Genomic DNA, 13626 nt, shown 5'->3' on the forward strand with positions numbered 1-13626 from the left:
TCGGCTTTTCAGGAATGATACTTTAGCGGAATTCATTCCTGAAAATCTATTTTTAAAAGGAGGATAAAGACACTTAAATTGAATGCGAATATTGGACCTTTCAGTCTATGACACTAGGTAGTGTCATCAACACTTATTAACCATAAAGCAATACACAGAATTTGAATTGCTGCTGCAAAAGAACCTATGTTTTTGGCATAGCAGATAGCGATTCTTCTCCAACTTTGTAAATGCAAAAATGCATTTTCAACCAAATGATGTAAATTATAAAGTTGATTCATTGTTTTTCTCTACTTTGGCAATTTTATTGATGGCACAACTTAAAGTGTTCCGGCATACAAGAAAATAACGATGAATTAAGAAAAGATGATTTAAAAATAAATGTGTATTTAAATAGGAAGAAACAACTTTTATTTCCAACAAATCTATTATTAAAGAAGTTTTTTTTTGATGAAATGTGATAGTTATTCTACGATGCTCTAAAGGATAGGATAAAAAAGAATAATATAATATGATAACTCTGGAGTTGTCCAAAAAACAAAATATTTTGGAATGTTAAAATAGAGTTTCCTACTTGATAATTATGTATAGGCTATCAAATGGGGGGACTTTTTTTGTTGCAAAATTTGCTTTTTATATGAATTGCAAATTTATTATTCTAAGTAAAAGCACTAAATTTTCAGTCTTTCATAAATCTTTAAAGAAATTTAAAAAAATTATAAAAAGAATTGGAAAATTCTGTTTTGTAACTAAGATGTTACCAGAGAATGCTACAATCAAAGCAAATAATAAAACTAGAGCCATAATAAGTCAGGTACATTATATCTTTTTAAAAAATATAATGTATGAAAAAAACTAGTTTGGGCAAATTTACCATGGATGTTTAAAAAGTTGAGTTTCTTCTTTTTAACAATGGAGCACGGAATGATTCGATTGTAAAAGAAGCGTACTGAAAATGCAGTATATTTTACAATCAGACACATTCAAACAAATTTAAGCAATTGGCTTTGTAACTTGTAGGTATTGATAAAATATAATTATATTTGGAGGGAATTAAAATGAAATTTAAATTAGGATTAACAATGACATTATGTGTAGCATTGGGAACGGCAAACGTAGTTGCTTTTGCTGAGGAAAATGGTTCTGCATTAGAAGTTGCGACTGAAACAGCAGGTCAATTAATTGCATCAGAAGCGCCTGAAGCAGAAGTACCAGAAGCAGAAGTGCCAGAAGCAGAAGAGCCAGAAGCAGAAGTGCCAGAAGCAGAAGTGCCAGAAGCAGAAGTGCCAGAAGCAGAAGTGCCAGAAGCAGAAGTGCCAGAAGCAGAAGTACCAGAAGCAGAAGTACCAGAAGCAGAAGCACCAGAAGCAGAAGTACCAGAAGCAGAAGTACCGGAAGCAGAAGTACCCGAAGCAGAAGTACCGGTAGTAGAAGTACCCGAAGGCGAGATTGTTGAAATCCCTGAGGAAGAAGTTCCTTTGGTAGAAGCACCTCAAGAGTTAGCGACCTTAAAAATTATTCATAGAGAACATGGTCTTTTCGGATCTACCGATACAGAAGAAGTAATTGTAGATTTGACTGCGGGCGAAACTGTTCATACAGCAAACTACGCTCGTCATGATGATAATCTTGAGTCAATGATTGAAGTTGAAGACGTTGTGCTAGTTGCAGGCGAAAATGAAATTGTAATTGACTATTTAATTTTAAGTGGAACCATTGATCCTAGCATAATTGTTGAAATTAATGAAACTTCTTTCGAAATCGTAGGGGAGGTGAGTGCCCGCTAAGATGAAAAACAATTAAATAAAGAAAGAAGGGATAAAGGAGGTGTGTGATTGAATGAGATTTAAGAAGTTATTATCTTTACTAATGGCCACAGTTATGGTTATTACGCTGTTTCCCGCAAGTGCTTTCGCTGCTGCCACTGATGACCACGAATTAACGAAAATGGCGGAGTGGGTTGATGAAGAAGCGGGGCTTGCAAAGATAACTCTAAAAACAAAAGGAACACCAATTACCACAACAACTGGTGCAGATGTTGTTATGGTTTTGGATGCATCCGGAAGCATGGACGATTATGTTACGGTGCAAACTGAGGCGTGGGTAAACTATAAAGTAGTAGCACAGCATATTCACTATGTTATACTATCGAACTATCTAACGGTGGTTCTATATACAGCGAGTGGTCATGAATCAGATCGCTTTGATGTGGAAACAGACTACTATGGTACCCTGACGAGGGGTGGGCAAAACAAATTAAATCGTATGTTGTATGAAACAATGTACGAAGAAAGTGCAACTCGCTGGTCAATTGCAACAGATGCCGTAGAAGCATTGACTGATGAAGTTATTCCAAATAAAAACACCAAAAATCGCCTTGGGTTGGTGGTGTTTAGTTCAAGTGGCTATGCTCAAAACTCTAACGAGTGCGGTCTGACAAACGATTCAAGTAAGATTGCAGCTAAAATTCCTAAATCACCGAAGGGCGGAACAAACTATACCACTGCTTTGCAAAGGGCATATAATATGCTCAATGCAAGAACGGATAAATCCAGACCTGGTTATGTTGTATTTTTAACTGATGGTGAACCCGGTTTACAGGGTGAATCTGGAAATAATCCAAGTTGGAATGGTGTAAACGAAATTGCATCATTAAAATCAAAAGATATTACAATTTACACAGTTGGATTCAATCTTACAAACGGTGATGCAACGAATCGTTTAGAGAATTACGCAACAAGTTCTGCACATTATCATAACATTACTGATGCCAGTGAATTATCAGGCTTGTTAAGTGACATTGGTTCAACCATTACAGCAAATGTATCAATTCATGATATTATTGATACAGAACATTTTACTTTGACAAATAAGCCGGAAACGTCTGTTTCCTATGTTGCAAGCGCAGGTACAGTTGAAATTAACGCCGGCAAAGAATTTGTTTGGAGTCTGCCCAATTTTTCAACAGCAGAGCAGAGCTTGGAAATTTTTGTGCAGCTGAAAAAGGCAGATTTGGAGAAAGGCGGAGAGTATCCGACAAATGTAAAGAAATCAGCCTATGGAACATATAAAAACCAAAGCGGAAATGTTGTTAATTTAGCGGTAACTGAAAATGATTACAGTTCTGCTGTTCCAAAATTAAAGGTAGCAAAAAGTATTGCAGCAAAGTTTAATTTTGTTGGATTAAATAAGGACAAAGCAAGCTTTGTTGATCCTGCCCAAGCAGACCAATTGGTTAAAATTGGTGATAAGGTGACAGAACCAGAAGTTGCCGTTGCACCTGGCTATCAAGTAATCGGTTGGTATAAAGAAGCAAATTGTACAGGAAGTAAATTTGACTTTGACGCTCCCGTAGATGGGAATAATACAATTACCCTTCACGCCAGAGTGGATGAAGACAGAAGCAAAACCTATGCATATCAAGTTGTATTCTACAAAAATGGTGTACAAACCGGAGACCCAGTACCCGCCACTGTATGGCAAGGTGCTCCTACGGTAACACTTGCAAGTGTCAAAGGCTTGAAAACGGGAGATTATACAAAATATACTTTCCAGGAAGCAAAGGTTGGTCTGGATTCATACAATCAAGATGCTAATATCATTGGAATACAGCCAAACGGAAGCACAGTGATTAAAGTTTACTATACCTCAAATCCTGTGAACTTAGTCTTCGATAGAGGCGAGCATGGTAAATTTAGCGCCTACCCAACTGAGTCAAGCGTTACAACAGCCACAAGTTATGATGCAATCTTCGATGCTGCGCCTGGAATAACTACAGACCCTGGCTGGGCAACAGTGGGTTGGTATGATACGGTGGAGAAAAAATTTGTAACATTCCCTCAAACAGTTACAGGTGCAAAAACCTATGAAATGAAGTATCAGAAACAAGATGACATGTGGTTCAAGGTAACGTTTTTAGCAGGTGACCACGGCACATTGAATACAAACCAGAATAAAGTTGAATGGCCTAGTGTATTAAAAGACACTACCCTTGCATCTCTTGGTGGTATTCCTACTGTGACAGCAGAGAATAATTATGAGTTTATCGGTTGGTCGACAGATAATGGTGCAACATTAATCCAAAATGAGGATTTGCCGACAACCATTACGCAAAATGCAACATATACAGCACAGTGGACACAGATTTATAACGTGAGCTACTATGTATATGAAAAGAAATCTAGTGCTGATACAACAATAACTGCAAAGTTTGATTCTGAGGCAGAGGCAGAGGCAGCCGTTGCAGCACACATTACTCATACCTCAACCCGGTATAGTCCGGCACTATTGTCAGATCAATCTAAAATTTCTAATGTAGATCTTAATAAGTTTGCAGTAAGCACAACGCCCGATGCAAAGGACAGAACCGAAACTGCGGATGCAAAATTTGCAGATTTAATTAGAAATTATAAGGGTACTTCAGATTTGAATGCTGCATACAACAATGCTCCGGGATATGACATAGTACCATTTAGATTGGTGAAAGAGGGTAATATAATTCATGTCGATTGCTATCTTGTAAAGAATGCAGAAGCCTGGACCACAATTACCTTTAAAGCTGGTACCCATGGACAATGGGAAGGCGGAACAAATGCAGATGTTGTGATAGATGCAATTAAAGGTGCAGCATGGTCTGACTATAGCGGTCAAGTACCAACACCTATAGCTGCAAGTACTGGCTGGAAATTAGCAGCTCCGTCATGGGATAAAACACTGCCTAGTGAAAATGATCTAATCCCCAATGATGGCTTGACCTTTACAGCACAGTGGACTGAGGATAACGCAGTAGTTTCTTTCCAAGTGAAAGGTATTATGGTGGATGGAACTGAAGAATTCTTCGGTGTTGTAAAACCTGATAGCCAATCAATTCAGAAGGGAACAACAGCCGCAGATCCAACAGCAGCTGCAATTGAAAACATCCAGCCCGGATACAAATTTGACGGTTGGTATACTGACGAGGAGTGCGAACACCCCTTTGAATTCAGTACTGTAATTATGGATACAACACTATTGTATGGTGAAGTTGTTATCAAAGATGAGGACTGGGCTAGAGTAACATTTACAACAGACGGACACGGTACGCTTAATGGCAATACTGATGATGTTGTTACAGATCCTATCTTAATTGGTAATGCAATTGGTAGAGCAATTCCTTCAGCAAAAGCCAATGCCGGATATGAATTTGAAGCATGGTATAGGGTGATGGAAGGTGAATCCGGCATAGAAGAAATTTTGGAAACACCTGCAGAGGATACAGAAGTATTAGGCAATATGACGTATCTTGCTAAATTCTCCTCTTTACTGAATGTCAGCTTTATAATTAATAAAAGCAAAGCGGCAGGAGGCACAATCAGCCCTGTGACTATTTCAGGCGTTCATATGAATACACCTTGGACAGATATTTCAGTTCCAACGGTTGTAGGAAAATTGCGCCAGAATATATATAGCCACGATTATGAATTTGCAGGTTGGAATGCTTCATTCCCTGATACTGTAACAAGTAATTTAATATTCACTGCGAAGTTTGTTGATGTTTATTCCTTTGTTGTTGAGCATGCGGATATAAATGACGATGCTTCTCCAGAAGATGTTTATCCAAATGAAGACGTTATTGCTCCTGTGAAACGCAAAGCAAGCGAAGAAATCAGCAGCCAAGCAAATGATCCTATAAGAGGTTATGAATTAACCAATATCACTGTGTTTATTGGCAAAAACAAACTGATTGTAGATACAACAGCAGAACTCATTCAGGAACTGAAGGAAAAGTATAATATTACCCTAACTGAAGATGGTACGCTTAGCGGTGCAATGCCTGATAATTGTATCTGGATTAAATACGGATATGAAAAATTGGAAGAACATACCGTTGAGTATGTATCTGATGGTCAAGTAACCAATATGCCAAACGATATTATCGACAGATATAAAGGTGACGAAATTGTGGTCTCTAATGTAACACCTCAGAGAGATGGCTTTACCTTTGGCGGTTGGGTAGTAAAGGATGATGTTGTAACAATTACAAATGGCAGATTTATTATGCCTGACAGTGATGTGGAGTTGAGAGCAGTATGGGAACCCAATGAAGACGTGTGGAACTTCACCGTAGAACACTATTTGGAAGGTTCCGAGATTCCATTTGAAACAGTAGCTGGTTCCGTGTTGAAGAGAGAACCGAACATTGAATCTGTGGCTTTATATGCACCACAGGGCTACAAATTCAAAGAATATCAGATTAATGGCGATCCCACTGTATTACCGATTAGAATTGATGAGGACGGTCGTACAGTGAACGTTGTTTATGAAAAAAATGACCTGATAGTAAAACATGTGTACGGAGACAATACAGTATATGACACAACACAGTCTCAGGAAAGTGTTGAAGGTCAAAGTGTTATAGTAAATGCTGTAAATAGTGGAAGATACACAAAACTTAAATCGGTTACAGTAAATGGTGTAGCTGTCTCATCTTCAAGAAGTATTACGTTAGATTTTTCCGAAATAGACAAATATGAAGTTGTATTTGTATATGGGAAAAAGAGCAGCGATTCGGGCGATTCAGGAAATTCATCGGATAACGGAAGCGATTTTGGTGAGGAAGTAACAATTCTTGATGAAGAAGTGCCATTGGCGGATGGTTTAAACATGATTGACCATTTTGCTTACATTTTCGGATATACAGATGGTACCGTGAAACCAACAAACAAAATCAGCCGTGAAGAAGTTGCAGCAATTTTCTACCGCTTGCTGAGTGATGATACCAGAGCAACTATGAGGTCAACAACCCAAGATTTCCCTGATGTATCAAGCCAGCGGTGGTCAAATACAAGCATTGCAACTTTGGCAAATGGTAGCGTAATTTCCGGCTATCCGGGCGGTGAGTTTAAGCCTGGCAATGCGATTACCAGAGCAGAATTTGCTGTTATTGTATCGAAGTTTGATAATTTGAGCACAACCGATACAAATCAATTTTCAGACATTGACAACCACTGGGCAAAAGACTTTATTAATTCAGCAGCATTAAAAGGCTGGATTAACGGTTACCCAGATGGTACCTTCCGACCTAATGAATATATTACGAGAGCGGAAGCAGTGACTTTGATTAATTCAGTATTAAACAGAAAGGTAAGCAAAGAAGGCTTGCTTGAGAATGCGAGATACTGGAGTGATAATAACAAAGACGCTTGGTACTATGAAGCAGTAATGGAAGCAACAAATTCACATGATTACACAAGGGAAACACCTGACGGTGCTGAAACCTGGACAGCAATTACACCGGATAAAACCTGGAATTAATGCTGTTATTGTAAAATTGAATAGAGAGTAACTAAGCCCTTACCGAGGAAGTGATTTTCAAGGTAAGGGCTTTTTTATTAGTAAGGGAGATTCATAGAATAATTCCTTGGAATATGGTCAATTTTAAGGCAGAGATATCTTATCTTTTCCTTCAAAAAAGAAACAAATGATTGTAAATAAGAAATTAATGTAATTTTTAGTTGAAATTATTTGTAGAAAATATATAATGTGCTTATAAAGATGAAAGCGGAATTTGGTATTCCGGCATTGAGAATAGTCGGAAAAATTGCATAATAATCCTACAATCCTTTTCAATTGACTGGATAAAGATGAAAAAATTTGCAATAGATACCGTTCCCACAGGGACAATTTAGAAAGGGTGATCCTATGAATTTAAAAGAAATTATGCAGGAAAATGTTTTTGCGGTTGTTGGAGATACGTTAAACAAAGATAAATATGCATATAAGATAAAAAATGAATTGATGGAGCACGGTTATAAAGTTTATTGTGTTGGGAAGGAATTGGCATCGCTCAACGATATTTCGGAAGATATAGATGTCATTGATTTATGCATTCATCCATCAAAAGGGCTGAATCTCATCAAAGAGTGCACCAAACCATATAAATATATTTTGATTCAACCAGGCGCAGAAAGTCCTGCGTTGTTAGAATATCTTGAAAAATCTCATATTGCGTTTTTTGAAGGCTGCGCATTGGTGGGTTTGCGGGTATATGCAAAAAAAAATTAAAAATATACTTGGAAGTTTTATCACAGAAATGGTTCCAGCCTGTAGAAAACCCGATTTGATGTTAAATAAATCGGGTTTTTGTGTATAGACAAACTGATTTACAAAATAACATTGCAGAAAATAGCGAACTCTTTTGAAGATATGAAAAAACCGAATATTAATTCAAACAACGAGTTTAGCATAAAAACGCAAAGTTGTTACTCAAATAATTAAGAAATCATTTCTGCGCCAATTTCATAAACCCATGTTCCATTTTCTTTTCTTGCTTCGCAGTTGGTAAAAAAATATGCACCTAGTGAGGAGCGCCATTTTTCGGCATTAAAAGTAAATTTTCCTTGTTCTAATTCGGATGTTTCAAGCCTAAATAAAATTCCTGTTTTAAACTGGGCATAATTCGAATTTTCTTCCACCGTAATGAAATTTTCGGAAAGCAATTCCTCATAGGTTGCCAAGTTAGTCTGTTTTTGCGTTTTACTCCAAAGTAAATGCAACAGAGCGGTTTTTTCGCTATCTAGGAGATTATTGTCTTTCGTCAAATCTAGGGCAATAAAGTCAATCCCACTGTTTAATTCCAAATCTGTTTCATAAAGCTGCATTAAAATATCATAATACAGTCCTACAAAATCTTCGCCATTTTTCAGAAAAATAATGTAATCAACATTTGCGATGATACTCGGATAAATCTCTAAAATCGTACCATCAAATCCTATTTCCACTATATCTCCGGTAGTGATTTTAGAGATGTCACCTAAGAACTTTTTGGTTGAAATTTGGTATAAACCGCTTTTATCCTCAGTGTCTGCAATGAGCAACATATCATTTTCTATTTTAATAATTTTTCCTTTTATTATTTTTTCTGATTGCACAGAGGGCTTTTGATTTATATCAGCAGAGTCCAAGGCGTTATTTGTGGAATTATGCTCTCCTGATTTTTCTTCCGTACAACCGGCAGATAAAAACAAACTACAGATGAATAAGGCTATAAAAAGATAATTTTTCATTTTTTTGACTCCTTTTCAGTTTTATTACACAGACGCAAAAAAAGGAGAAAAAGTTTCTATTGCATAAAAAACTATAAAAGGCCTTTTTCCAGCCTAACAAAAGCTTCTAGTCCAACAATAATTTCGTTTTTTTCACCTTGCATAGAAAGAGATGCACCATCAACATAATTTACAATACTATCAAAGGTGTCGCCTTGATAGTCTACAACATTATTTAATATAGATGCGGTTTTCACCCCTCTTAAATGACCTATTGTAAACAAAGAAGCTGTTTCCATATCACAACCCAGCACACCTTTTTTTGACCAGAATGCATCAATCGCATCCTCATCGTCTGTATAAAAACTGTCATGGCTTCGGGCAATTCCTGTATGATGAGGTATATTTTTCTCTTTAGCAACCTCTAAGCAGGCAAGTAAAAGGTTTGTATCTGGTACAGCGGGAAAGATTGAATCTATATAGGTTTTGGATGTGCCCTCATCTCGAACAGCGCCGCTGACCAAAATAATATCACCCATTTTCACCTTAGGCTGTAAGCTGCCGCAACTTCCGATGCGAATCATTGCCTCTACGCCAATTTTATGCAGTTCCTCCACAGCAATTCCTGTGGAAGCACCGCCCATACCGGTGGACATTGCCAATATTTTCACACCTTTATAGGTTCCAACCAGGCTTCTATATTCACGGTTAAATTTTAGTTCTTGAGCATTTTCTAAAAATGGGGAAATTCGATCTAATCTCGCCGGATCTCCGGGTAGCAGCGCATATTTTATACCAAGAGAATCATCCAATTGAATGTGAGGCTGTAGGTTTAACATAAGTGGCCCTCCTTGATTTGTGTTTTTTTGTTTTAATTTACCTTATATTTTGAAAAAATGCAACGTTCACCTTCATAATATTTGAATCTATTAGAATAATATGCTAAAATCATTGAAAGAAGATGGAAGGGAAAGCCTTGTGTTTTTAAGGAGGTAACTATGATTTATTTTGTTTTTTTAGTTTTAGCGGGCATTTTTCAGGGGTTTATGGTTTCATTAAATGGGCAGTTGGGAAATTATTACAGCCTTTTTGGTATCTGCTTTTTTGTTCATATGATTGCGGCGGTTTTCCTATTTTTATATATCATAATAAAAGAAAAAAAACCAATTTCATTTCGTGGTGTACCCAAATATGTATATACCGTAGGATTTATGGGGGTAGCAATGGTTGCAACCAGTAGTTGGTGCACTTTACATATTGGTGCAACGGCAATGTTAAGTCTTTCGGTAATTGGTCAAATGCTTTCAGCAGCAATTATTGACCATTATGGCTGGTTTAACGCCTCAAAACGAGCATTTCGGTTAAAGCAGCTCCCATGCTATTTGTTGGTGTTAATCGGCGTTTTGGTTGTTGTTTACGGCTAAGGAGGCAAAAAAATGATATTTTATATAGTTGCAATTGCTAATGGTTTTTTGAATACAGTTAATAAAATGGTAAATGTAAAAGCGGGCCAATGTTTAGGTACGCCGAGAGGGGCGTTAATTAATTATATTGAAGCAACAGTTATATCTTTCTGTCTGGTGTATATTGTGGGAAAAGGAAGTGAATTTCGCTTTGAATATATAAAAGGGGTTCCTCTTTTATTTTATTTAGGCAGTATTTGCGGATTAATTGCTATGATTTTTTTAATTATAGGCACAAAAAACACAGGAGCCATGACTTCCACTGTTTTAATGCTTTTCGGACAGCTTGGTACAGCGATTGCCTTGGATTATGTTTTTTTTGGAAGTTTTCGTCCCGTTCAAATTCTTGGCATATTTTTGATATTAGTTGGAATTTACTGGAAGGAAAAGGTTCGTCAAAAAGATTTGCGACAAGCTATTTTAGGAAGAAACGAGGAGGAGACAAAGTGAAAATTTTAAATTTTGGGTCTTTAAATTTGGACTATGTTTACAATGTGGATCATTTTGTTCAGCCGGGGGAAACATTATCCTCGAAGGGGTTATATATCAATTGTGGCGGAAAGGGATTAAATCAATCCATTGCGGCGGCAAAGGCAGGAAATACGGTTTTCCATGCAGGGTTCATTGGTAAGGGCGGGGAAATTCTGGAAAATAAGCTTACAGAAAATGGCGTAGATACTTCACTGATAAAGAGACTTGAGGAAAGCTGTGGACATGCAATCATTCAGGTGGATTCTAGTGGACAAAACTGTATTTTGCTTTACGGCGGTACGAATCAGCATTTGACAAAAGAATATATTAACGAAACATTGGATGAATTTGGAAATGAAGGCCTTGTTTTATTACAAAATGAAGCTAATTTGGTAGACTATATTATGACAGAAGCCCATAAAAGAGGATTGAAAATTGCCTTTAATGCTGCACCTATGGATGAAAAGGTTTCGGGGTATCCTTTAGGGCTTTTGGATTGGTTGATTGTTAATGAGGTTGAAGGAAAACAGATCGCAGGCTGTGAAAAGGATGAAGAGATTCTACCTGTTTTAAAGAAAAAATATCCAAGTATGAATATTCTTTTAACCCTTGGGAGTAAAGGTGCAATCTGTTTTTTCAATGGAGAAACCTTTAAAATCGGATGCTATCAGGTTGAGGTTGTGGATACAACGGCCGCCGGGGATACCTTTAGCGGATATTTTCTCTATGGCGTGCTGAATGGAAAATCCATTCCCGCGTCTTTACGAATGGCAACAACGGCAAGTGCCTTGGCCATCGGCAAAAAGGGTGCGTCTGATTCTGTGCCTTTAAAAGTGGAAGTGGAAGGGATATTAGAAGAAAAGAGATTCGGCCCATTATCTGTTGAAAAAATTAATTAATAAGGAAGTGTCCCCATGGAAAAAATATTATTTGTAAACTGCTGTATTCGTAAGGAAGCATCTCGAACGAAAAAATTGGTTGATTTTTTTCTAAATGAATTAAATAAGACAGGAAACTACGAGATTACGGAGCTCTCCTTGATGGATGAGGGGATGACCTATATGTCCGAAGGTTTTTTTCACCAAAGAGATGAACTATTGGTGAAAAAGGATTTTTCACACCCTCGTTTTCGTTATGCCCATGCATTTGCCAAGGCGGATAAAATTGTTGTAGCTGCTCCTTTTTGGGATTTAAGCTTTCCGGCTTTGCTAAAGGTTTATATTGAAAACTTGTGCGTTGAGGGGATTACCTTTGGCTGCAACGAACAAGGATGTTTTGGTGTCTGCAAGGCGGTTCATCTGGTTTACGTTACTACCCGAGGCGGGTTTTACGACCAAACGCCTATGGAAATGGGTTCAAAATATATGGAAGCAATGTGCGAATTTTTTGGTATTCAAAGATATGATTGTATTGCAGCGGAAGGGCTGGATATGGGAATTCGACCTGTAGAGGTGATTTTGGAAGAAGCAATGGAAAAGGCGAAAGAGATGGCGGCTGATTTTTAAACATAAGAATCGAGGTTCAACATGGAAAAAACGATGAAAGCAGTTGTATATAAAGGAAATGGCGTGATTTCTTTAGAGGATCGCCCCATGCCTGTTATTGAGAAAGATACAGATGCCATTGTGCGAGTAACCAGATCCACCATATGCTCCAGCGACATACATATAAAGCATGGAGCAGTACCAAGAGCAAAGGAAAACACGATTTTAGGCCATGAATTTGTAGGAGAAGTGGTTGAGGTTGGAGAGGGCGTAAAGCATTTTCACCTTGGTGATCGGGTTTCAGTAAATGTGGAAACTTTTTGCGGGGAGTGTTTTTTTTGCAAGCAAGGTTATGTAAACAACTGCATTCATGGCGGATGGGAACTGGGCTGTCGTATTGATGGAGGTCAAGCTGAGTTTACACGCATTCCTATGGCTGATCAGGGCCTTACGAAAATTCCCGAAGATGTTTCCGATGAAGCAGCATTATTTAATGGTGATATTTTGGCAACAGGCTATTGGGCGGCAAGCATTGGCGAAATCAAACCAGCCGATACAGTGGTTGTTTTGGGCGCCGGCCCTACGGGACTTTGTGCGTTAATGAGTATTAAATTATATAGCCCTGCCATGGTAATTGTTGTAGATATTAGTAACGATAGAATGGCCTTGGCGAAAGAGCAAGGCTTGGCGGATATTTGCTTAAACCCTCTGGAAGTAAATGTCGGGGAGGAAATTTTGAAGCTAACGCAAGGCAGAGGAGCGGACCGTGTATTTGAGGTTGCTGGTGGGGAAAATACATTTCAATTGGCATGGAAGGTAGCAAGGCCTAACGCTGTTGTGGTTTTGGTTGCTCTTTATGAAAAAGAGCAGACCCTGCCTTTGCATCAAATGTATGGAAAAAATCTTGTGTTTAAAACAGGTGGCGTGGATGCAAACAGCTGTGATGATATTATGAAAATGGTACAATGTAAAAAAATTGATACTCGTTGTTTAATTACCCATCGTGCGCCTCTAAATGATGTCATGGAAGGTTATCGCATTTTTGAAAATAAGCTGGATGGCTGTATAAAATGGGTGATTACGCCTTATGAACGGGACGAAATACACAAGGGATGATGCGTTCAAAAAAATAATGCATAACAAATTTTTCAAGCAGGGGCAGACATCTTTTATCGGTGTCTGCTT

The 13626-nt window shown here is 37.8% G+C and carries 10 protein-coding genes; 8 read left to right on the top strand and 2 right to left on the bottom strand.

All coding sequences use genetic code 11. The annotated features are described in order from the left end of the window. The first annotated feature begins 1058 nt into the window (after positions 1–1058). The 3 genes from CLNEO_RS15805 to CLNEO_RS08560 all read left to right on the top strand — a co-directional run bounded on the left by CLNEO_RS15805 (position 1059) and on the right by CLNEO_RS08560 (position 8043). A complete protein-coding gene (locus CLNEO_RS15805; protein ID WP_066087342.1) occupies positions 1059–1787 on the top strand; it encodes a hypothetical protein in 729 nt (242 codons plus the stop codon). A gap of 52 nt (positions 1788–1839) precedes the next feature. Continuing rightward, the gene (locus tag CLNEO_RS08555; protein ID WP_066087345.1) at positions 1840–7293 is read left to right on the top strand and encodes an S-layer homology domain-containing protein; all 5454 of its coding nucleotides are present in this window, start codon (positions 1840–1842) and stop codon (positions 7291–7293) included. A 387-nt stretch (positions 7294–7680) separates the two neighbouring features. Beyond that, positions 7681–8043 (top strand): CoA-binding protein, encoded by a 363-nt coding sequence (locus CLNEO_RS08560; protein ID WP_066087348.1) that lies wholly within the window; start codon positions 7681–7683, stop codon positions 8041–8043. 209 nt (positions 8044–8252) lie between these two features. On the opposite strand, the gene CLNEO_RS08565 is transcribed toward CLNEO_RS08560, so the two are convergent. Then, on the bottom strand, positions 8253–9044 hold the full coding sequence (locus CLNEO_RS08565) for a hypothetical protein (protein WP_066087351.1): 792 nt from the start codon (positions 9042–9044) through the stop codon (positions 8253–8255). Between the two features lie 71 nt (positions 9045–9115). Continuing rightward, a complete protein-coding gene (locus CLNEO_RS08570) occupies positions 9116–9862 on the bottom strand; it encodes a nucleoside phosphorylase (protein WP_066087354.1) in 747 nt (248 codons plus the stop codon). Between the two features lie 159 nt (positions 9863–10021). Here CLNEO_RS08570 and CLNEO_RS08575 point away from each other — a divergent pair, with 159 nt between their 5' ends. Genes CLNEO_RS08575 through CLNEO_RS08595 form a run of 5 tightly spaced genes read left to right on the top strand, consistent with a single transcriptional unit; the run spans position 10022 to position 13557 of the window. After that, positions 10022–10447: a DMT family transporter gene (locus CLNEO_RS08575; protein ID WP_083531930.1), complete on the top strand. Its 426-nt coding sequence runs from the start codon at positions 10022–10024 to the stop codon at positions 10445–10447. 12 nt (positions 10448–10459) lie between these two features. Then, complete coding sequence (locus CLNEO_RS08580; RefSeq protein ID WP_066087356.1) at positions 10460–10936, top strand: DMT family transporter; 477 nt, start codon at positions 10460–10462, stop codon at positions 10934–10936. Next, positions 10933–11856: a ribokinase gene (locus tag CLNEO_RS08585; protein WP_066087359.1), complete on the top strand. Its 924-nt coding sequence runs from the start codon at positions 10933–10935 to the stop codon at positions 11854–11856. The genes CLNEO_RS08580 and CLNEO_RS08585 overlap by 4 nt, the downstream gene beginning before the upstream one ends. A gap of 15 nt (positions 11857–11871) precedes the next feature. Continuing rightward, complete coding sequence (locus CLNEO_RS08590; protein WP_066087361.1) at positions 11872–12462, top strand: NAD(P)H-dependent oxidoreductase; 591 nt, start codon at positions 11872–11874, stop codon at positions 12460–12462. Between the two features lie 33 nt (positions 12463–12495). Then, positions 12496–13557 carry an alcohol dehydrogenase gene (locus CLNEO_RS08595; protein WP_066087451.1) on the top strand — a complete coding sequence of 354 codons (1062 nt, stop codon included), beginning with the start codon at positions 12496–12498 and terminating at the stop codon, positions 13555–13557. The last annotated feature ends 69 nt before the right edge of the window (positions 13558–13626 follow it).

This window comes from Anaerotignum neopropionicum (assembly GCF_001571775.1).
Taxonomy (GTDB): domain Bacteria; phylum Bacillota; class Clostridia; order Lachnospirales; family Anaerotignaceae; genus Chakrabartyella; species Chakrabartyella neopropionicum.